General features: G+C 74.4%; 20 protein-coding genes and 1 pseudogene. 13 read left to right on the top strand and 8 right to left on the bottom strand.

The features are described from left to right. Positions 1-62 precede the first annotated feature (62 nt). From ACIP84_RS08300 to ACIP84_RS08325, 6 genes are all read left to right on the top strand, one after another. On the top strand, positions 63-1301 hold the full coding sequence (locus ACIP84_RS08300) for a DUF418 domain-containing protein (protein WP_401796083.1): 1239 nt from the start codon (positions 63-65) through the stop codon (positions 1299-1301). Positions 1302-1468: 167 nt separating this feature from the next. Further along, entirely contained in the window at positions 1469-1891 is a 423-nt protein-coding gene (locus ACIP84_RS08305; RefSeq protein ID WP_401796086.1) for a nuclear transport factor 2 family protein, read from the top strand. A 198-nt stretch (positions 1892-2089) separates the two neighbouring features. After that, on the top strand, positions 2090-2581 hold the full coding sequence (locus tag ACIP84_RS08310) for an STAS domain-containing protein (protein WP_401796089.1): 492 nt from the start codon (positions 2090-2092) through the stop codon (positions 2579-2581). A gap of 59 nt (positions 2582-2640) precedes the next feature. Continuing rightward, positions 2641-3156 carry a helix-turn-helix transcriptional regulator gene (locus tag ACIP84_RS08315; RefSeq protein WP_401796092.1) on the top strand — a complete coding sequence of 172 codons (516 nt, stop codon included), beginning with the start codon at positions 2641-2643 and terminating at the stop codon, positions 3154-3156. A 194-nt stretch (positions 3157-3350) separates the two neighbouring features. Further along, positions 3351-4562 (top strand): DUF2306 domain-containing protein, encoded by a 1212-nt coding sequence (locus ACIP84_RS08320; protein ID WP_401796095.1) that lies wholly within the window; start codon positions 3351-3353, stop codon positions 4560-4562. Continuing rightward, positions 4562-5563 (top strand): hypothetical protein, encoded by a 1002-nt coding sequence (locus ACIP84_RS08325; protein ID WP_401796098.1) that lies wholly within the window; start codon positions 4562-4564, stop codon positions 5561-5563. The genes ACIP84_RS08320 and ACIP84_RS08325 overlap by 1 nt, the downstream gene beginning before the upstream one ends. Here the strand turns inward: ACIP84_RS08325 and ACIP84_RS08330 are convergent. From ACIP84_RS08330 to ACIP84_RS08340, 3 genes are all read right to left on the bottom strand, one after another. After that, positions 5560-6666 carry a HAMP domain-containing sensor histidine kinase gene (locus ACIP84_RS08330; protein ID WP_355958448.1) on the bottom strand — a complete coding sequence of 369 codons (1107 nt, stop codon included), beginning with the start codon at positions 6664-6666 and terminating at the stop codon, positions 5560-5562. The genes ACIP84_RS08325 and ACIP84_RS08330 overlap by 4 nt on opposite strands. Continuing rightward, positions 6659-7354: a response regulator transcription factor gene (locus tag ACIP84_RS08335; RefSeq protein ID WP_401796102.1), complete on the bottom strand. Its 696-nt coding sequence runs from the start codon at positions 7352-7354 to the stop codon at positions 6659-6661. Before ACIP84_RS08335 ends, ACIP84_RS08330 begins: the two co-directional genes overlap by 8 nt. 68 nt (positions 7355-7422) lie before the next feature. Further along, positions 7423-8127 (bottom strand): VanZ family protein, encoded by a 705-nt coding sequence (locus tag ACIP84_RS08340; RefSeq protein ID WP_401796105.1) that lies wholly within the window; start codon positions 8125-8127, stop codon positions 7423-7425. A 142-nt stretch (positions 8128-8269) separates the two neighbouring features. Between ACIP84_RS08340 and ACIP84_RS08345 the strand changes: the two genes are divergently transcribed. After that, positions 8270-8884, top strand: a complete 615-nt coding sequence (locus ACIP84_RS08345) for an isochorismatase family protein (protein ID WP_401796107.1) — start codon at positions 8270-8272, stop codon at positions 8882-8884. 18 nt (positions 8885-8902) lie between these two features. Here the strand turns inward: ACIP84_RS08345 and ACIP84_RS08350 are convergent, their stop codons facing one another. After that, positions 8903-9499 (bottom strand): TetR/AcrR family transcriptional regulator, encoded by a 597-nt coding sequence (locus ACIP84_RS08350; protein ID WP_401796109.1) that lies wholly within the window; start codon positions 9497-9499, stop codon positions 8903-8905. Positions 9500-9569: 70 nt separating this feature from the next. Further along, positions 9570-10418, bottom strand: a complete 849-nt coding sequence (locus ACIP84_RS08355) for an NADPH-dependent F420 reductase (protein ID WP_401796112.1) — start codon at positions 10416-10418, stop codon at positions 9570-9572. Positions 10419-10507: 89 nt separating this feature from the next. Here ACIP84_RS08355 and ACIP84_RS08360 point away from each other — a divergent pair, with 89 nt between their 5' ends. The 3 genes from ACIP84_RS08360 (at position 10508) to ACIP84_RS08370 (ending at position 11834) form a co-directional block, all read left to right on the top strand. Beyond that, positions 10508-10897, top strand: coding sequence for an ArsR/SmtB family transcription factor (locus ACIP84_RS08360; RefSeq protein ID WP_401796115.1), 390 nt, complete (start codon positions 10508-10510; stop codon positions 10895-10897). A gap of 8 nt (positions 10898-10905) precedes the next feature. Continuing rightward, complete coding sequence (locus ACIP84_RS08365; protein WP_355958457.1) at positions 10906-11292, top strand: anti-sigma factor antagonist; 387 nt, start codon at positions 10906-10908, stop codon at positions 11290-11292. A 194-nt stretch (positions 11293-11486) separates the two neighbouring features. Further along, complete coding sequence (locus ACIP84_RS08370; RefSeq protein WP_355958459.1) at positions 11487-11834, top strand: metalloregulator ArsR/SmtB family transcription factor; 348 nt, start codon at positions 11487-11489, stop codon at positions 11832-11834. Positions 11835-12223: 389 nt separating this feature from the next. On the opposite strand, the gene ACIP84_RS08375 is transcribed toward ACIP84_RS08370, so the two are convergent. Continuing rightward, positions 12224-13039 (bottom strand): AraC family transcriptional regulator, encoded by an 816-nt coding sequence (locus tag ACIP84_RS08375; protein ID WP_401796120.1) that lies wholly within the window; start codon positions 13037-13039, stop codon positions 12224-12226. Between ACIP84_RS08375 and ACIP84_RS08380 the strand changes: the two genes are divergently transcribed. The 3 genes and pseudogenes from ACIP84_RS08380 to ACIP84_RS08390 all read left to right on the top strand — a co-directional run bounded on the left by ACIP84_RS08380 (position 13038) and on the right by ACIP84_RS08390 (position 17068). Beyond that, complete coding sequence (locus ACIP84_RS08380; protein WP_401796123.1) at positions 13038-13523, top strand: DUF2000 family protein; 486 nt, start codon at positions 13038-13040, stop codon at positions 13521-13523. The two genes, ACIP84_RS08375 and ACIP84_RS08380, sit on opposite strands and share 2 nt — an antisense overlap. 103 nt (positions 13524-13626) lie before the next feature. Further along, positions 13627-13752, top strand: a pseudogene (locus tag ACIP84_RS08385) (phosphoenolpyruvate hydrolase family protein); the annotation flags it as partial. A 187-nt stretch (positions 13753-13939) separates the two neighbouring features. Then, positions 13940-17068 (top strand): AAA family ATPase, encoded by a 3129-nt coding sequence (locus tag ACIP84_RS08390; RefSeq protein ID WP_401796126.1) that lies wholly within the window; start codon positions 13940-13942, stop codon positions 17066-17068. On the opposite strand, the gene ACIP84_RS08395 is transcribed toward ACIP84_RS08390, so the two are convergent. Further along, entirely contained in the window at positions 17050-18951 is a 1902-nt protein-coding gene (locus ACIP84_RS08395; RefSeq protein ID WP_401796129.1) for a serine/threonine-protein kinase, read from the bottom strand. The two genes, ACIP84_RS08390 and ACIP84_RS08395, sit on opposite strands and share 19 nt — an antisense overlap. After that, a complete protein-coding gene (locus ACIP84_RS08400; protein ID WP_401796132.1) occupies positions 18948-20576 on the bottom strand; it encodes a hypothetical protein in 1629 nt (542 codons plus the stop codon). Before ACIP84_RS08400 ends, ACIP84_RS08395 begins: the two co-directional genes overlap by 4 nt. Positions 20577-20658 lie beyond the last annotated feature (82 nt).

Consider the following 20658-nt stretch of genomic DNA (forward strand, 5'->3'; position numbering starts at 1 on the left):
CGATGATAGTACGTTCATTCTCGATACGAGCGTTTTCGCATCGATAGTTACGGGGGAAGATCGTGACACTGCACGCGACGACGGCGGAGCGAGGTGCCGGGGATCCGGGGCCAGGGGGCGGTGCGCGGCTCGCGCACGTCGACGCCCTGCGCGGGTTCGCCCTGTTCGGCATCCTCGTCGTCAACATCGGCTACCTGGCCTCGGCCTACCACGGCGTGGGTCTGGTGGACCCCGGCTTCGACTCGCCGCTCGACGGCGCGGTCCGGTGGTTCGGCACGCTGTTCTTCGAGGCCAAGTTCTTCCTGCTGTTCTCGTTCCTGTTCGGCTACGGCTTCACCCTGCAGCTCGCCTCGGCCGAGCGCGGCGGCGTCCGCTTCGCCCCGCGGTTCCTGCGGCGCCTCGCGGGGCTGTTCGTCCTCGGCGCGCTGCACGCCGTCCTGCTGTACCCGGGCGACATCCTCACGACGTACGCCGTCCTCGGCCTGATCCTGCTCGCCGCCCGCCGGGTCCGGCCCCGCGCCGCCGTGCGCACCGCCGTGATCCTGCTCGCCGGCACCGCCTCCCTGTATCTCCTTCTCGCGTGGGGCGCGCATCGGGCCGGCGGCGCGAGCGCCGACCGGGGTGCCGCGGCCGAGGCCGAGCGGGCCATGCGGGAGCTGCGCGGCGGCCCCGGCGCGGTGATCGGGGAGCACCTGGGGCAGCTGTCCGAGTTCGTCCCCGTGCTGCTCCTCTTCCAGGCTCCGGTCGCCCTGGCCGCCTTCTTCCTCGGGTTCGCCGCCGGGCGGGTCCGGGCGCTCGGGGATCCCGCCCGTCATCGCGGGACCCTGGTCCGGCTCCAGTGGGCGGGTTTCACGGTCGGGCTGCTCGGTGCGGTGGTCTACGCGCACGCGGACCTGGTGGCGCCGGGCGGCGCCTACCAGGCCCTGGCCGTCGCGGTCGACGTCCTGACGGCGCCGCTGCTCGCCGCCGCGTATGCCGCCACCGTGCTCCGGCTCGCGCAGGGGCGGTGGGGGAAGCGGACCGTGGCCGTTCTCGGGCCGGTGGGCAGCATGACGCTGACCGGTTACCTCGCTCAATCGCTGGTCTGCGCGGTGCTGTTCACCGGGTACGGGTCGGGCCTGGTGGGGCGGGTACCGCCGCCCGGGGTCCTCGCGATCGCGGTCGCGCTCTTCGCCGTCCAGGTCGTCGCGAGTCGGTGGTGGCTGCGGCGTCACCGGTACGGCCCGGCCGAATGGCTGCTGCGGGCCTGGACCACGCTGACGTGGCCGCCCCTGCGGCGCGCGGAGGCGCCGCGCGGGTGAGGGGGCGGTCGCGCGGGTGAGGGGGCGGTCGCGAGGCTGAGGCCGGCCGACCCCTGGCGTCGCCCGGCCCGCCCCGCACCTCGTCCGGTGGTCGACCCCTGGACGTCTCCGGGGCGATGCGGTTAGCTGCACATGCACCTAGTCAACAAGTTGCATAGGGAGTCGTCATGCATCCGTTCCGTGCCGCCGTCGAGAACCGGGACCACGCCGCCATCGAGGCCCTGCTCGCCGAGGACGTGGTCTTCACCAGCCCGGTGGCCTTCCGCCCGTACCCGGGCAAGGCCATCACCGCCGCGATCCTGCGCGGAGTGATGCGCGTCTTCACCGACTTCACCTACGTCCGCGAGATCGGGAGCGACGACGGCCGGGACCACGCCCTCGTCTTCACCGCGAAGGTCGGCGACATGGAGATCAACGGCTGCGACTTCCTCCACTTCGACGAGGAGGGGAGGATCGAGGACTTCATGGTCATGGTCCGGCCGCTCTCCGCCGCGCAGGCGCTCTCCGCCGCCATGGGCGCCCAGTTCGACCGGATCAAGGAGGAGGCCTTCGCCGCGTCCGCCGCGGGCACGGCGTCGCGTACCCCGTGACGGACGCGGAACCGAACGTGTGAGGGGGAGTGCGGACCGGACGGGGTGGCCGTACGTACGCACATCGGTCGTCCGTACGAGGGGAAGTGGCTCGAACATTCACCGATTCAGGTGACAGCGGCCGAGGCGAAACGTCCCTCCCGGAAGGGGGGCGTCCACGCTCGAAGCGACACATGGAGCCACCCTGTGGAGCGCCCGATGCAGCTGATTCCCCGTCATGACCCCTATATGGCCGTCTACTCGACCGGCGGCGTCACCGTCGCCGCCCTCCGGGGTGAACTCGACCTCGTCCTCGTACGGCACCTGCGGCCCGAGCTCGACGCCCTCGTGCGGGAGTCCGACGCCCTGACCGTCGACATCCGGCGCCTCTCCTTCTGCGATGCCACCGGGCTCGGCCTCCTCGCCCACTGCGCCGTGCGCACCCGGCAGCGTGGGTCGCGCTGGCGGCTCGCCTGCGACCAGCCGTGGATCCTCCGGCTCATCCGCCTGACGGAACTCGACGACGTCCTGGTCCCGCAGGGGGCGCCGGAGGGTCAGTCGCCGGGGGATCCGGCGGAGGATGCGGAAGGGGTGTTCCCGGAGGGGTGGGACCTGGCGCCGTCGGGCGGGCTGCCGGTCCTGGTGGCCCCTCACTGGGATCCGGCGGGGCCCCTGCTGTCCGAACCCGGAGTGACAGGACCCGTCTCGTAGGCGGCGCGGGAGCGACGGGGGGAGGGGCGGGGCCGGGTCCTCGCGATACCGTCGGACGCATGTCTGACGTCCGGTTGACCACGCCCTCCTTCCTCGTGCTGGGCATCATCGACAAGCTGGGCGAGGCCAGCCCGTACGACGTGAAGGTCGAGGCCGCGCGGACCGTGGCGCCGTTCTGGTCCATGCCGCACGCGCAGGTCTACGCCCAGTGCGACCGGCTCCTGGAGGCGGGGCTGCTCTCGGAGGTCAGACAGCCCGGCGGCCGGAACCGGCGCCTGATGAAGCTCACCGAGGAGGGCGCGGAGGCACTCCGCGGCTGGCTCGCCGACCCCACCTTCGTCCCGGTCGAGGCGCGCGAGCGCGGCATCCTCAAGCTGTGGTTCGGGGCGAGCCCGCGCGTCCACGCCCCGGTGCAGATCGAGGAGCACCGGAAGACCCTGGACGAGTACGAGGAACTCGCGGGCGAGGTGGGCGCGTTGCTGACGCGCGGGCAGCGCGAGGCCTTGGAGTTCGGCATCCGGTACGAGCGGATGATGGTCGATTTCTGGCACTGGGTCGAGAGCCGCGCATCCTGATCCCCCTCCCCGGGTCCTGATTGTTGTTACCGACCGGTTGACCCCGGCGGTGCTCCGCCCTACCTTCCTCCATAGTCCAGAAAGGACTATCGCGCCGGATGGGTGCCGTGGACGGTGGAGGGGGACGCGCCGTGGGACGTTCGACGAGCACGGATTCAAGTACGAGTACGGGGACGGGCATCAGGTGGGGGCGGGTGTCCGCCGTCGCCGTGACGGTGATCTGCCTCGTGTACGCGCCGATCGCCATGACCGAACTCTGGCCGTACGCCACACCCGGAGCTCCCGCCCTCGGCGAGTGGCTCCTCGGCCGGTCCGTCTCCGCGGAGTTCGTGGCCGACGCCGTCCGCGACCGGATGGGGCCCTACACCCGCAGTCTGGTCCCGCTGATCGTCCACTCGGTCCTGGGCGGCCTCCTGATGCTGCTCGGCCCGGTGCAGCTGCTCACGGCGGTGCGCCGCCGCATCCGGCTGCACCGCGTCCTCGGAACCGTCTTCGCCGGCACGGTGTACGTGTCGATGGCCGGCGCGGCGCTCTACCTCCTGCGCACCCCGCCCGCGGAGGCCTTCAGCGGCGCCGCGTTCTGGATCGTCCTCGCGACGATCCTGGTGGGCACGGTCGGCAGCGTGACCTTCGGAGTCCTCGCCGCCGTACGGGGCTTCCCGGACCTGCACCAGCGCTGGTTGCTGCTCTGCTACGGCTTCCTGATGACGGCTCCGCTGCTGCGGCTCGAATGGGGCGTGCTGCCCGCGCTGTACCCCGGCCTCTCCCTCCAGGACGTCAACCGCGTCGCGATCATGCACCTCGGAGCCCTCGTCTCCTTCGGCGCGCTCCTGGCCTCCCGGGCCCTCGACCGACGGACCGGGGCTCCCGGACCGACCGGCACCTGGGCGCCGGGCCCGGCCCTCGTCGCCGCCCACGTCCTGGGCGCCGCGGGCCTGGGCTGGATCACGTACGCCCTCCTCGACCAGGGGACGCAGGGGCGACGGCTGCTCGTCGCGTACCTCGTCCCGTACGTGCTGACGTACGCCGTCATCGCGGTCCGCGCGTCGCGTGCCCGTGGGCGGGGAGCGGTCTGGGCGCGCGAGGAGTGGCGGCTGCACCTGGCGGCCCAGTGCCTGGCTCCCGCCTTCTCGGCGGTGACCGTGCCCGTACTGGAGCGGACGATGGGCCTGGACCGGCTCACGTCCCTGATCGCGGGAGTCGGCATCGGCGCGGGAATGCTGTCGTACGCGGCGGTCGCGGTGGTGAGTCTGCGGGTCCTGCACGGCCGTGAAGTCCTCAGAAGGCAGGGGGAGCCGACGGACGATCCGCCGGTCCCACCCGGTCGGCGGACAGCGCGAACGGTCGGTGCGGGTGCGGGCGCCGGTGTCGGTGCCGGCGGTGTCGCAGCGGACGGGAGCAACTGATGGCCGCGCAGAAGGAACTGTCGCCCGGCATCGTCGTCCTGAGCGCCGTCGTGGGCGGCATCAGCCTCTGCACCGGCGCCCTGCTCACCGTGACGAGCCTGTTCGGGTACGCGGCGGGCGCCTGGGTGTCCCCGGAGGCGCTGAGCCCCGGGCTCATCGGAGCCGCGATGGCCGCAGTGGCGCCCGCGCTCTTCACGATCGGGCGGGCGCGCCTCTGGGCGGACGTACGGAGCCTGGTGCTGCCGCTGGTGATCGTGCTGGCAGGCCTGTTCGCGGTGAGCCTGCTGAACGGCGGCTCCCTCCAGGCGGCCGAGGGCAGCCCGCTGTTCCTCGCCCTCTTCAGCCTCGGCTGGGTCGCCACTCTCGGACTGCTCGCCGTCGGCGCGGTGGGGTGCCTGGTCGCGCAGTACCGGAGGCCCGCCGGACGCACGGGCGCGGCGCCGCGGCACCCGGCCGTACCGCTGCCCGGCTGGTCGAAGCCGCCGCTCGCCGTCGTCGGCTCGGGCTGGCTCGGCATCGGCGCCGGGCTGCTCGCCTTCCCCTCCTTCTGGGGCGCGCTCGTGCCGTGGACGGTGAACCGCGCGGACGCGCAGGGCCTCGGCGTGTGGGCGCTCGCCCTGGGCGTCGGCGTCCTCGGCGCGCTGGCCGAGGACGACCTGACCCGCGTCCGCCCCGCGCTGCGGGCCGTCCCGTTGATCGCACTCGCCACGGCGGTCGTCCTCGCGGTCCACTTCCGGTCGGTCGACTGGACCTCGGGGCCCGGCGCCTCGCTGCTCGCGCTCGTCACGGGCCTGTTCACGACCGGAGTCTCGGGCCACTGGCTGCTCTCCCGAGCCGACCGCCGAAGCACCGCCGCAGCCGAGGCGGTGCCCGGGGCGACACCCGTCGCCACACCCGAGGCGGCGTCCGAGGCCACACCAGGGGCCGTACCCGAGGCCGCGCTCGACGCCCCGCTCCCCGCCGTGCCCGACTCCCGGTCCGCGCCGGCGGACGACGTCTAGGGCGCGCCGGGAAGCCGGACCGTGACGAGGAGGCCTCCGGCGGGGCGGGGGGCGAGGTCGAGGGAGCCGTCGTGGGCGTGGACGACGCTCCGCACGATGGCCAGGCCGAGGCCGACGCCGGCGTGTTCGTCGGTGCGCACGCGTTCCGCTCCCCGCTGGAACGGCTCGGTGAGGGTCGGTACCCGTTCCGGTGGGAGCGGAGGGCCGGTGTTCTCGACGCGCAGCACGCTCGTGGCGCGCGTCCCGACGCCGTCCGTCCCGACGCCCTCGGTCCCGGTGCGGACCGTCACGGTGCCGCCGGTGGGGACGTTGTGGACGACGGCGTTCTGGACGAGGTTCGTCACCATCCGCAGCAGGAGCTCCGCGGAGCCGCTGGTCCGGGCCGCGCCGCCGGTGACGTCGAGCGTGATCCTGCGCCCTTCGGCGAGGGGGAGCAGCGTCTCGGCGGCCTCTTCGGCGAGGAGGGAGAGGTCGACGCTCTCGCGGGTGAAGGTGCCGGCGTCGCCGCGGCTGAGCAGCAGCAGGGCCTCGGTGAGGTCGATGGCCCGGGTGTTGACGGCCTGCAGGCGTTCGACGAGCTCCTCCCGGTCGCGGGTGGGGTCCTTGCGGGCGACGTCGAGGAGTGCCCGCGAGATCGCCAGGGGGGTACGCAGTTCGTGGGAGGCGTTCGCGGCGAACCTGCGCTGTTCGTCGACGTGCGACTCCAGTCTCCCGAGCATCGAGTCGAACGCGTCGGAGAGTTCACGGAACTCGTCCTGCCGGCCCTTCATCCGGATCCGGTGGGACAGCGACCCGTCCCCGGCCCTCCGTGCCGCGTCCCTGATCTGGTGGAGCGGTGCGAGCATCCGGCCGGCGAGGAGCCACCCCCCGACGAGGCCGAACACGAGGAGGCAGGCCATCGCCACGGCGGCCGCGGGGAAGAAGGTGCGCACCAGGAGCCAGCGGTTGGGCGAGACCCCGAGCAGGCCCTGGGAGTTGTCGGGTACGTAGCGCAGCAGGTACCCCCACACCACGGCCAGCAGCAGAGCACCGGCGACGGCGAGGAATCCGGCGTAGCTGAGGGTGAGCTTCAGTCGGGCGCTGAGCCCCCGGCGTCTAGCCATGAACAGGGCCGGGGCGGGCGGCGTCGGGGCCGGTCCCGATGCGGTAGCCGACCCCCGGCACGGTGGCGATGAGCCATGGTTCGCCGAGCCGTTTGCGCAGCGCGGAGACGGTGATGCGTACGGCATTGGTGAGGGGGTCGACGTTCTCGTCCCAGGCCCGTTCGAGCAGTTCCTCCGCGCTGACGACCCCGCCCTCGGCGGCGACGAGGGCGTCGAGGACGGCGAACTGCTTGCGGGTGAGCGCGATGTAACGCCCCTCCCGGAAGACCTCCCGGCGGAAGGGGTCGACCCGCAGGCCCGCGAGCTCGCGGACCGGGGGTCGGGCGTACGCGCGTCTGCGGTCGAGCGCCCTCAGCCGCAGGACGAGTTCCCGCATGTCGAACGGCTTGGTGAGGTAGTCGTCGGCGCCGAGCTCGAAACCCGAGGCCTTGTCGTCGATCCGGTCGGCTGCCGTGAGCATCAGGACCGGGATGCCGCTCCCGGAGGCGACGATGCGGCGGGCGACCTCGTCGCCGGAGGGGCCGGGGATGTCGCGGTCGAGGACGGCGAGGTCGTAGGAGTGGACGCTGAGCAGTTCCAGGGCGGCGTCGCCGTCGCCGGCGATGTCGGCCGCGATCGCCTCGAGCCGTAGCCCGTCACGGACGGCTTCGGCCAGGTAGGGCTCGTCCTCCACGATCAGTACGCGCATGGCTGAAGCCTATGCAGGAGGACACGGCGCCGACGTGTGCGAGGTCGGGGGCGCACCGGCCGCATGCCTCAGGCCGCCGATGCCATGGCGGGGTGGGGCCGGTCCGTCGGCGCCTCCGCCGTGGTGCGCCACCAGTGCCGCGAGGCCAGGGCGGCCACTGCGGCGCCTGCGGCATTGACCAGGACGTCGTCCACGGAGGACACCCGGTCGAGTCGGAGGACGTACTGGGTGCTCTCGACCAGGAGCGAACAGCCCGCGCCGAGCGCGAGGATCCGGGGCACGGAGGCCAGTGCCGCGAACCGCATCGGGGCGAAGAAGCCGAGCGAGGCGAAGACCAGGAGGTTGCCGACGATCCCGAGCGTCCCCATCGTGACCAGGTCCCTCAGCGGTACCAGGCTCACCCGGGCGGGGGCGATGCCCGGCGCCGCGCCGGGCATCAGGGTCAGCCACAGGAACGGCACCGTCCCGTGGACCATGCCCACCTCGGCCAGCGACGTCCGCCACGCCGGTGCGACACCGGCGGCCCGCCGCCGGAGCGCCAGGGCCCCCACCACGAGCAGGGACAACGGCACCGCGACCAGCGTCATGAGCACCACGCCGTTGAACGTGTCGAAGCAGCCGTGCCACCGCCCGGCCATGCACCGCGGAGCGGACATCATGAGCGGCCCCCGCACGACGTACAGCGCGCCCGCCAGGCCGAGGACGGCCAGGACGACGAGCACGGTCCCGCGCGTGCGGCGGGGCGGGGTGGGCACGGGTGCGCTGTGTGTCATGCCCCCATTGAAGAGGGAGGGCGGTTGCGGGGGCGTATGCGATTCTCGATACACCCGCGATACAGGGCAACGGGCGTGAACGGGCGGCGAGACGGTCCGAAATCCCCTGGCCGCAGCGTCGCGTGGACGGGATCATGGTCGGATGAGCCAGCACGCCGACCCGGCCCCGCCCGCCGCGCGCACCCCCGACACCCCGCCCGTCGACGCGCTGATCGTCGTGGACGTGCAGTCCGCCTTCGTCACCGGTGACGGGGCCGTGCCCGCGGCCGCGCGGCTCGTCGACCGTACGACGGACCTCCTCGCGCGCGCCCGGCGGGACGGCGCGCTCGTCGTGCACCTCCAGAACGACGGACCGCCCGGCGCCGAGGACGAACCCCACACCCCGGGCTGGGAGCTCCACCACCCCGTCGAGCCCGGGCCCCGCGAGTTCGTCATCCGCAAGCCGCACGACGACGGCTTCGCGGAGACCCGGCTCGGCGGCGTGCTCACCGACGCGGGCGTGCGGGCGGTCGTCGTCTGCGGTGTGATGTCCGAGATGTGCGTGCAGGCGACGGCGCGTACGGCCCTGGCGCGCGGCTACCGCGTCGTCGTCCCGCACGACGCCCACGCCACCCAGGACGTGCCGGCGGCGCCGGGGATCAGCGAGGTCGTCCCGGCCGCGACGGTCTCCCGGGTCGCGGCCTACGCCCTGGGGAGCGACGCGGAGGTCACCGTACGAGCCGCCGAGGTCACGTTCGCGGCCCCGGCCGCCGGCTGAGGTTCCCGGGTCGCGCCGTCACTCCGGCCGGAGGGAACGCCAGATCCGGTCCGGCAGGATCCGGGCCGCCTGCGCGAGGTCCACGTCGTACGCGCCGGAGAGCCAGCGGCGCGCGGTCTCGGCCGTCGGACCGATGACCAGAGCCTCGATCAGCGGCTCGGGAGTCGGAGCGATCTCGCCCGCCTCGGCGAACGGCCGCAGCCACGCCCCGATCGCGGAGAACAACGGCTCCTCGGCCGCCCGGATCCGCTCGGCGTGGGCGACGAGATGGCCCGAGTACGCCGAGGCGTGGATGAACAGCGCGGCGTCCCGGTGCTCCTCCGTGAACCGGAGGTACGCGGTGACCACCGCACGCACCCCGGTCCGGGCGGTCCTGGTACGGCCGAGGGCGGCGACGACCTCGCCGCACAACCGCTCCGTGCACCGGATGTACAGAGCGGCGGCGAGGCCGTCGAAACTGCCGAAGTGGTGGTACAGGCTGCCGAGGCTGACACCGCCGGCCGCCGTCACCGCGTTCACGGTGAATCCCTCCTGGCCGGAGTCCGCGTACACCTTCAGTGCCGTGGTCAGCAGGCGCTCGACGGTGGCTTCGCCACGCTGCTGCTTAGGAGCCATGGCGCACACCCTAGTGCAGCCGTAACTAGAGCTTTGTTCTGTTACGTGTCCGCATCCGGAGGGTGCGCGGTCAACCCCGGAAGGCCTCAGGGCGCTCGGGGGAGGCGGCGGCCAGCGCCTTCGTCACGGCCTCCACGCCCTCGCGGAGCCCGTAGACCGGGGTGTCCGGCTGCTGGCGCCAGGAGTCGTCGATCCCGCCCGCGTCCACGGAGTCGAAGCCCAGCTCGTCGATGAGGAGCCGCACCTTCTCCTTCGCCACCGCGTCGTCACCCGCCACGGGCAGGGCCAGACGCTCCGGATCGCCCGCCGGGCGCGGCCGGTCCAGGATGTCCTGTGCGTAGGTGCCGTTGAAGGCCTTGATCACCGGGTGGCCGATGCGGAGCTCGGTCCAGCGGCTCTCCGTCAGACCATCGTCCTCGATGGCGGCGATCCGGCCGTCGCGCTCGCGGGGGTAGTAGTTGCCGGTGTCGATGACGGCGAAACCCTCCGCCGCGCCGTCGAGGAACCGGGCCGGCAGGTCGGGGACGTTCTTCAGCGGAACCGTCACGACGACGATCTCGGCGCCCCGCGCGGCCTCCGAGGCGGTGACGGCGGTGGCGCCGGTCTCCTCGACGAGCGCGGAGAGCGTCTCCGGGCCGCGGGAGTTGGCCACGGACACGTCGTGACCGAGGGCGGTGAGGCGGCGGGTCAGATTGCCGCCGATGTTGCCGGCGCCGATGATGCCGATCTTCATGGTGCTTCCTTCTGTCCGTTCCGGCTGTCGCTTCGAGCTGTCTGTTCCAGCCGCCGGAACCCGGAGTCTGTTCCCGCTCTGCGCAACCGGTCTCGAAACGCGTCTCCGTGACGCGCGGCGAGAGCGAGGCGCGGGCGCTTTGCGGGCCGTCTCAGTGGGTGAAAGGCAAATTGCAAATCTCTGCAATTCGATACATCCTGGTCGGGCCGTTCCCGTGGGCGGTCGCCGGACTACGGCGAGCCGTCCCGCGCCCCCGCGCCCCCGGAGGACAGACCGTGCCGGTCCCGCTCTGCCAGGCCAAGGCCGAGTTCTTCCGCATGCTGGGTCATCCCGTACGCGTCCGGGTCCTGGAGCTGCTCCAGGACGGGCCGATGCCGGTACGGGAACTGCTCGCGCGGATCGAGATCGAACCGGCGGCGCTCTCGCAGCAGCTCGCCGTGCTCCGCCGCTCCGGGATCGTGACCGCGACCCGCGAGGGATCCACTGTCGTGTACGCGCTTGCCGGTGGTGACGTGCCCCAGCTGATGCAGGCCGCCCGGCGGATCCTCACCGAGATCGCCTCCGGCCCGCGCCTGCCCGCCACCCGCGCTTCCGCCCCCCGTACTCCCGCAGCCCGTACTCCCGCAGCCCGTGCCTCCGCAGTGATCGCCGTACGAGAAGGATGACGACGCAGATGACCATCGAATGGCGTTACACCGTCCAGCAGGACCTGGGCGTACTGTCCCTGGCCGGGTTCCTCGGAGCCGACGCCGTGGGACGGTTCACCGGGGCCGTGGGGTGGGCGGTGGCGCGGGGCACGGGGCCGGTCGTCCTCGACCTGACCCGGCTGCGGGGCTGGTCGGTCGGCGGGCAGCTCGCCGTCACGGAGGCCGCGCTCCGGCTGCGGGCCGCGGGCCGCGCCCTCGAACTGGCCGCGATCCCCGCCGACGGCTCCCTGGTCCCGGCGGGCGAGGGCCCCCAGGTCCCGGTCCACCGCGACCTGGCCGCGGCGCTCGCCGCGCACCGCGACGCGGGCGCGGAGCAGCGGGCCTGGCGCAGCGACGCCTGGCCGACCGCCTGATCGCCCGGCGGCGCCGGTACCGCTCACACACCGCCCGCGTACGGTCCGTGCACCGCCCAAGTGCCGGACCGTCCTGGCAGGTTCCGGCCATGATCGGCCGCTGACCCGTCTCCGGCGCGTCACCGCTCCGGCAGGCGCGAGGATGGGGGCATGCTGCAGAGTGCCGGGTCGACGAGACGCGCGGGGTGGGTGCGATGAGTACGCCGCTCTACCAACTGAAGGCCGAGTTCTTCAAGACACTGGGACACCCCGTCCGCATCCGTGTCCTGGAGCTGCTGAGCGAGCGCGAGCACGGGGTCTCCGAGATGCTCCGCGACACCGGGGTCGAACCGGCGTACCTCTCACAGCAGTTGGCGGTCCTGCGCCGGGCGAACATGGTCGTCGCCCGCCGCGAAGGCACGGCCGTGTACTACGCGCTGACGAGTCCTCAGGTGGCCGACCTGCTGATGACCGCCCGCGCGATCCTCTCCGGCGTCCTCGCGGGCCAGGCGGAACTGCTCGCCGACCTCCGGACCCCGGCACCCCGGGAGAAGACCCCCTGACCGCTCGTTTCAGTTTGGGTCGAGCGGGCTCCTCTGCGTGACGATCTCGGTCGTCGGGGTGTCCGGGGTGCCCGCTGATCCTGTTCCTGACGACCCGTGGGATCGGGCCCCGTTCCATGACCGAAGTAGGGTGGTCCGTGCCACGGAGTCCGCCTCGGCGGCGCCGAGGCGCCCGGTCTACCAGGGCAAGCCGGTGCCGGGCCTGGGGCAGCGCAGGGAGCAGTCGGGGGGTCGTATGTGAACCGCCGGCCGCCGGGCACGGCTGCCGACGGAGCCGTCGCGGAGGTGAACGGCCCAGGCTTCGCGGTCCTGCCGGATGCCCGCGAGGGGGGGACCGTTTCCTCCGGAGCGGCCCTTTCGGCCTGCTCACGCCACCGAGCGTGGCCGGTTCACGACAGCGGCGGCGCTTCCTGGCCGCTCCGGGCGAAGCGCCCCGGCGTCGTGCCGACGAGTCGCTTGAACGAGCGGTTCAGATGCGACTGGTCGTAGAAGCCGGTCGCCGTCGCCACCTCCCCGGGCGGCCGGCCTTCCAGCAGCAGCCGGCGGGCCCGGTCGAGCCGGCGGGCGGTCAGGTACTGGTGCGGGGCGATACCGAAGGCGCCGCTGAACGCCCGTACCAGATGGGTGGGATGGGCGTGCAGGAGCCGCGCGGCCTCGTCCAGGGTCACGCCTTCGAGCAGCCGGGCGTCGAGGAGCTCGCGGAGCCGGTGGGCCACCCCGGGATCGGCCGGGCGCGCGCGGGCGACCGCCTGGGGCCGCAGACGGGTGCGGAGCCGCTCCCGGATGAGGGCGAGCCGGCTCTGCGCCTCCAGTTCGCCGCCCCGGTCCGCGAGCGCCGCGTGCAGCTGACCGACGCGGCGGCGCAGCAGCGGATCGACGAGATCGGGCTCGTCCACCGCCGCACCGATGAAGCTCTCGTCCAGCTGGGTCAGATCCAGGTAGAGCACCCGCTTGCGGAAGCCGTGCGGGGTCGCAGGCGAACCGTTGTGCGGAACCTGCGGCGGGAGCAGCGACACCGTGTCGCCAGGGGTGCCGTGCTCACGCCGGTCGAGGTCGTAGCGGACGGCCCCCTCGTCGACGATGAGCAGGGTCCACACGTCGTGGACGTGCATCGGGTACGCGTGCGCGGTGAAGTGGGCGTGGAAGACCTCCACGACTCCCGGCACGTGCGGGTGCCATGCCGACACCTGCTGACCGGCCACCATGCAAGGAATGTACAAGACGGCCCGGCGGGCCGGTCGGCAGTCTCGGAGCATGACGACCACCGACACCGCACCCGTCCGCTTCGACACCAAGATCGCCGTACTCCTGCGGGAGGACCTGGAGACCTGGCAGCGTCTGAACGTCACCGCGTTCCTGGTCAGCGGCCTCGGCACGGAGCTTCCCGAGGTGATCGGCGAACCGTACGCGGACGCCGACGACACCCCGTACCTGCCGATGTTCCGGCAGCCCGTCCTCGTGTTCGAGGGGACGAAGGAGACGCTGACGGCGGCGCACGCCCGCGCCCTCTCCCGCGCGCTCCCGCGGGCGGTGTTCACGACCGAGCTGTTCACCACCGGCAACGACCGCGACAACCGCGCGGCCGTGCGCGCCGTGGGGGCCGGCGGCCTGGACCTGGCGGGCCTCGCCGTGTACGGGCCGCGCAACGCGGTCGACAAGGTGCTCAAGGGCGCCCGGATGCATCCCTGACGGAGCCAGAAGCCGCGAGCCGAAGCCCCGAGCCCGAAGCCCCGAGCGCGGAGCCGCGAGCCCGGAGCTTCTGGGGCGGGTGTCCGTCAGGGCGGGGACGGCGATGACGCTCGACCAGGCCGCGGCGGCGGTCCGGGAGACGCACGACGCCGCCGAGCGCGTGAACCCCGGCATCCTGGTGCTCTGCCACGGCGGTCCCCTCGCCGAACCCGAGGACGCGCGGCACGTTCTGGAGCGCCCCAAGGGCGTCGTCGGCCTCTGCGGAGCCTCGTCGATCGAGCGGCCTCCCCACGGAACGGGCCATCGCGGAACAGACCCGCGCCTTCAAGGCCCCGACCACCGGCTGACGCCGTTGTCGGTGGCGTGCCGTACAACTGGGAGCGGGGAAGAGGACGACCGCACGAGGGGGACTGCACGTGGACACTTTCGCGGATCGGGGTGCCGGCCCTGCGCCCTTCGTCGGGCGGGCCCGCGAACTCGACCGGCTGGACGTGCCGCTGCGCCGCCGCGCCGAGGGCACGGGCCCGGTGGCCGTGGAGGTCGTGGGCGAGCCGGGCATCGGCAAGTCCCGGCTCCTCGCCGAGTTCGCGGTACGGGCGAGGCGGCGCGGGGCCACGGTCCTGCGCGGCCTCGCGGGACCCGCCCTCCCCACCGTCCTCGCCGGCCCCACCCCCGCTGCGGGCCGGGACCCGAGCCCACCCTTCCAGGCCTTCGCGGACGCCTTCGCGGACCTGGACCACCACGAGCGCGCGCTCGCCCCGGCCCTGTCGGCCCTCGCGGAACTCGTCGAGTCGACACCGGCCGCGCCCCGCGGGGACCACGCCGCGGGTGCTCCGGCCGGGACCGGACCGACGGTCGGCGGCGTCCCGGACGACCTCCTCGCCTCCGGCGGAGCGCGCGGTGCGGAGGGCGGGCGGCCCGGCGGCGGGGAGGCCGGCCAGGTCCGGCGCATCGTGGCCGCGCTCGGGCGCGTCCCGGCGGACGGGCCCGTCCTCGTCCTCGCGCTCGACGACTTCCACGCCGCCGACCCCGCCTCCGTCGCGCTCGTCGACCATCTCCTCCGGCATCCGCTCCGGGCGCCCGTCCTGCTCGTCCTCGCCCGCCGCGAGCGCCAGACCACGCCCGCGCTCGCCTCCGTCCTCGCCCGCGCCGCCGACTCGGGAGAGCTCGCCCGGCTCACCCTCGGACCCTTGGCACCGGACGACTGCGCCCAGGGGCTCGTTCCCGGGCTGCCGGCCGGCCTCGCCCGGGAGATCCACGCCGTCAGCCTCGGCAACCCGCTCTATCACCGAGCCCTCGCCCACACGCGCACCCACGGGGGAGCGGCGCCCGGGAGCGGTCCCGTCGCGGTGGTGCTCGACGAGTTCGCCCCGCTCGACGGGGCGCGGCGGGCGGTCGTCGAGGCGCTCGCCGTACTCGACGGGCGCGCCACGGCCGAACTGCTCGCCGCCGTGTACCGACCTCCGATCGCCCCGCCGCCGACCGCCCTGCCACCGCTCGCCCCGCACCCGGCGGACCTGCCGCACCCTTCGCCCGCGTCACACGCCTCGCACCCGTCGCACCCGTGGGGCCCGCCGGACCCCGTGGCCCTGGACGACGTTCTCAGGGAGCTGACCCACCGCGATCTCGTCCGACCCGACGACGACGGGCGGATCCTCGTCCTGCGCCATCCCGCCCTGGCCGAGCTCGTCCGGGGCACGCTCGACCCCTGGCGCCGCCGCGAACTGCACCGGCGGGCGGCCGACGCGCTCGCCGCAGCCGGGGCGCCCGTGACCGAGCGTGCCCCGCACCTGGTCCGCGCCGTGACGGTCTGGGACCCGGACACCGCCGCCGATCTAGTCGAGGCCGCCGAGCGGATCGGCGCGGCCGACCCCGCGCGCGCCGCCCACTGGCTGGGGGCCGTCCTCGCCCTGCTCCCCGACACCCCCGGGCACCGCGCCACCTGGCGCGACCTGACGCTCCGACGGGCCCGGGCCCTCGGATCCGCCGGCCGGGTGGCGGAGAGCCGGGACCTCCTCCACCACCTCATCGACACCTGCCGGGAGCCGGACACGGCCGAGCTGCGGACCTCCGCCGTCCTGCTCTGCGCCTTCATGGAGCGCCACATCGGCCGCTACCCGGAGGCTGACGCCCTGCTCCGCCGCGAGTTGGAGCGCACCCCGGGACCCCGCCCCGACCTGCGGACCTGGCTCGTCGTCGAATGGGGCTGCCGGGCCCTCTTCGCCGCCCGGTACCCCGAGGTCCGGCCCGTCGTGGACCGCACCCTCGAAGAGGCCCGGCGACGGCGCGACGAAGCGGGCACGACGGAAGTGCTCACCCTGGCCGCGCTCGGCGAGGTGTACGAGGGCGAGACCGCCGCCGCCCGCGTGCACGCGGCGGAGGCCGCGGCCCTCACGGACACCTTCACCGACGGCGAACTGGCCGCCCACCCCGAGTCGTTGGTACGGCTCGGCTGGACCGAGGTCTTCCTCGAGGAGTACGGCAGGGCCGAGCGCCATGCCACCCGGGGCATCGCGATGGCCCGGCGCGCCGGACGCCCCTTCGCGCTCTCGCAGTTGCTGCTCTGCTCGGCGTACGTCCACTTCCTGACCGGCAGGGTCGGTGCCGCGCTCGACCTGGCGGAGGAGTCCCTCGCGGTCGCCCGCGGCCTGGGTGGTGCCGAGCTCGTCGGCTTCAGCGGGGCGATCCGGGCCGTCCTCCTCCTCCACGCCCGGCCGCTGGGCGACCCCGAGCCGTCGGCCGCCGCGGAGGAGGCCGCGGCCACGGTGGGGACCGCCGAGGGCTGGTGGGCCACCCAGACCCGCTCCCTGCTCGGCTACGCCGTGTCGCTCCACACGGACCCGCACCGGGTGCGCGAGGTGCTCGTGCGCGCGGGCGGCGACCGGAGCCTCTCCCGGCTCCAGCCCTCGCTGCGCCCCGGATACCTCGAACTCCTCGCGGGCGCGGCCCTCGCCACCGGAGACCCGGCGGAGGCCGAGCGGGTCGCCCGCCTCGCCCTCGCGCAGGCGGAGCCGCTCGGGCTGCCCGTACAGCGGGCGGCCGCACTGCGCGCCTGGGGACAGGTCCTGGCGAGGCGTGGTGAATCGGCCTCCGCCGCACGGGCGTTCACCGACGCCGCCCGGGAGAGCGCCCGCTCGGGTGCCGTCCTGAGAGAGGCCCACAGCCTGCTCCTCGCCGCGCCGCAGACCCATGCGGCGGGCGACGGCACAAGAGCCGCCGCCCAGTGGCGCAGAGGCAGACGACTGGCCGTCGAGGCAGGCGCCCGCATGCTGGTCGATCTGGCCGACCGCACCCGCCCCGCCCCTCCAGAGGGCACGGCCGGGGGCCGGCTCGCCGTCCTCACCCCGAGGGAACGGGAGATCGCGGTCCTGGTCGCCGAAGGACTCACCAATCAGGCCGTGGCCGACCGGCTCTGTCTCAGCCCGCGCACGGTCGAGAGCCATGTGGCCCGGGCCTACCGCAAGACGGGAGTGGAGAGCCGGGCGGCACTCGCCTCCCTCGTGGTCAGGGACGGCGCCGGCCAGGGTCAGTTCTCGCGGGGATAGGTCGCCGTCACCCGGCCCTTCGCGTCCGCCTGCAGATAGGCGGAGCCGTACGAGTCGGACAGGTAGACGCTCATGCCCGCCTTGGTCCCGAAGATCGACGAGGGCGGGTTGACGACGAGATAGCGGCTGGTCGGCTCGTCGACGCCCAGTTCCCTGTCCGCGCGCTTCATCAGCGCCGGCAGGGCGTCCCAGTCGAAGTCGTCGAGGTCGGTCGGGACCGAGCCGGGGAAGGCCGTACCGGATCCCTGGCGGACGGCGGCGTCCTCGCCCCGGTACATGTACCGGTCGTACCGCTTCGTGCTGCCCTTCACGAGCGATTCGGCGATCGCGTAGTCCGGGTACACGACGAAGCTGGTCACCATCGTCCCGCCCGCGGCCTCCTTGATCGCGGCGATGGCGGACCGGACCCCGGCGGGGGTCAGCAGACTGCCCTTCACCGGGGCGACGTCCTTCGACGACGAGGACGACGGCGACGGGGACGACGCCGACGTCGGTGTGCTTGACGCGTCGGGCCGCTGGGCGACCGGGCCCTGCTGCGACGGAGACGCGCTGGTCGGCCCGCTTCCCGGATCGCCCGGCCGCCAGTCCCAGCTCATCGCGGCGACGGGAATCCCCACGGCGAGCAGCACGACGGCGGCGGAACCCAGGAACCGGGCGGTACGACTCCGCCGCCGGCCGGCGCCACGGGCCGGGGAGGCGGAGGACGGAGCGGTCGCCGCGGAGACCCCGGGAGGCGCGAACACGGCGGAGGCCGCGGGGGGAGCGGCCCACGGGGGAGCGTCTGCCGGCGAGCCGCCGTGCGACGTCGGCCCCGCTGCCGCCGGACCCGCGCCCGAGGCAGCCGGAGGCGCCGGGTGGCTCGTCGGAGCTGCCGGGTGGCTCGTCGGCGGCGCCAGGTGGAACGAGGTGGCCTCGCCGCTGCCCGCCGCGCCCGGCCCCCCGAAGGCCTCGGAACCGGCCGGGCCGAAGGCCCTCGGGCCCGTCCCGTTCGACGGAGCCCCCGCCGGGCCCCGTACCGCGTCGGCGTCCTGACGGAGGGCCGAAGGGACAGCCGGGTCAGGTGACGTCACCGCGGCGAGCGCGCGGTCGAGTTCCGCCGCGTCCGGGCGGGCGGACGGCTCCCGCACCAGCAGCCTGGTCAGGAGACCGGTGAGCTCGCCGGCGCGCCGCGGGGGAGGCACGTCGTCGGAGAGGACGGCGGCCAGCGTCGCGAGGGTGTTCTCCCGGCGGAGCGGGTGGTGGCCCTCGACCGCCACGTACAGCACCATGCCGAGGGACCACAGGTCGGCGGCCGGACCGCTGCCGCCACCGCCGCGGATCCGCTCGGGCGCCATGTAGTCGGGCGAGCCGATGATCGAGCCCGAGGCCGTCAGGACGGTGGACTCGCGGACCGCGGCGATGCCGAAGTCGGTGAGCACCGGCCGGCCGTCGGGACGCAGCAGGACGTTGGCGGGCTTCACGTCGCGGTGCTCGATGTCCCGCTCGTGGGCGGCCCGCAGCGCCGAGAGCAGCTCGCGGCCGAGCACGGCGGCCTCGACCGGGGTCATCGAGCCCCGGTCGAGCCGGTCCTGGAGGGAACCGCCGGTGACCATCTCCATCACGAGCCACGGGTAGGTGCCCTCGCCGGCGTCGACGATGTGATGGATGGTCACCACGTTGGGGTGGTCGATCCGGGCCAGGGCGCGCGCCTCACGCAGGACACGCTCGCGCAGGGTCCGGGCGCCCTCGACGTCGTGCTCGGCGTGCGCGGGGTCCGGCGGACGTACCTCCTTGACCGCCACGTCGCGGTGGAGGACCAGGTCGCGGGCGCGCCAGACCGTTCCCATCCCGCCGCCGCCCAGCCGCTCCACCAGCTCGAAACGGCCGTCGATCACTCTGTTCACTCGCACCCCTGTACTCGGGTCCCCGGGGCGGTGGCGGCCTGCGGCCCTGCCCCGCCCACTTCGCCGTACACGTCGACCTGGTAGCGCCCCGGCGGTCCGAACGGCTCCGGGAGTTCACGCAAGCCCGGCCACGGCCCCCGCGCGCCCCCGCCGGGGGCACCACCTTCCGCCGGGGCCTCGGTCTCGGTCTTCGCGTCGGCGTAGACCGTACCGCCCGTGCCCGGGGTCTGCGGCACCGGGCCGTGGGTCCCCGCAGGCCCGAGCGTGTGCATCGCCCGACGGCTCAGGGCCGCGCCATGGCGCGGGTCGTCCCACGACCGGGCCTCTGCCGCGGCGAGGGCATACTCCCGTGCCGCCCGGCCGGGTTCGCCCAGGTGGAGCAGACACTCGGCGAGCCAGGCCCTGGCCCGTACGCGCCCCGCCGTGTCGCCGTCGTCCGCGAACCCCGGCAGCGCCTGTTCGAGGAGGGCGAGGGCCGTGCCGTAGCGTCCGCGCTCCGCGTGCGCGACACCGAGCAGGAGCCGTGCGAGGGCCCCCACGCGGACGTCCTGCGCGGGCCCGTCGGTGTGACGGACGGCCTCCGCGAGCAGCGAAAGCCGCTCGCCGTCCTCCTCCGCCGTCTCGTCCAGTACGTCCGCCGCCGTCTCCTCCCATGCCTCCGCCGCCGTCTCCGCCGGCAGCCCCTCCGTCATCTCCGTGCCGTCCCGGGCCGTACGCCCGTGCTCGTCGGCCCCGGCGACCGTCCGGGCAAGCGCCAGGCAGAGCCGGGCCCGGTCGGCGGCCCGCAGCGGCGTGTCCGTCACCTCGGGGACGAGGGCGGCCCGGAGGAGCGCGGCCGCCTCCTCGTGCGCACCGGTGGCCCGCAGCACCGCGGAGAGCAGGAGTCGATGCTCGGTGGCAGGCCACAGCCGGCCCCCGGCACGCTGGTCGTCGAGCGCCGTCCTCAGCTGGGCCGCCGCGGCGGCCGGGTCGTCGGGCGCGGTGATCCGGCCGAGCAGCGCGCGGGTGTCGGCGAGCACGCGGAGGACGGCGGGATCCGCCCGGTGGGGCGCGGCGAAGGCGATCAGCCGGGCGAGTTCCTCACGCAGGGCGGCTGCCTCGGCCGTCGGGTCGGGCGCGGTGTCGAGCAGATCGGCGCGGACCCGGCCGTGCAGCAGACGCACCGTCGCGGTCTCGGCGACCCCGGCCCGCCCGGCTCGATGGAGGGCCGTGGCCCGCTCGCACAGCTCCGCGAGCCGTGCGCAGGCCGTCGCTCCGGGACCGGGGCCCGCGACCAGCGCCCGCGCCCGTGAGACCAGGGCCTTGCCCCGCTGTCCGGCCTGCTCGTGCAGATCGGCGGCCCGGAAGAAGAGCGGCCCCGCGGCCGGGCGTGCGGCGCCCCGGCAGTCGAGCGCGGTCGCGTCCAGGGCGTCGGCGTGGTCCCCGGGGGTGAGGACGCCGCCCGCGCGCCGAAGGGCCGTCGCGGCCCGCTCCCAGGCGCTTCCGGCCCAGGGATGCCCGTGGGCGGTGAGCCGCCGGGCCCGGTGGAGCAGCTCGTGCGGATCCTCCGGCTCGTCGCCGCTACCGGCCCCCCGGTCGTACGGACGCACACCGAGGCGGAACTCGTCGGGCGAGCGGCTGCTCATGTGGGGGGTGCTCCGGGGAGAGGGGACGGAGGGAACTGCACACCCGGCAGAACCCGTGAACGCAGAGGTCGGAACGACTTTC

The sequence above is a fragment of the Streptomyces sp. NPDC088707 genome, assembly GCF_044752725.1.
In the GTDB taxonomy this organism is placed as follows: domain Bacteria; phylum Actinomycetota; class Actinomycetes; order Streptomycetales; family Streptomycetaceae; genus Streptomyces.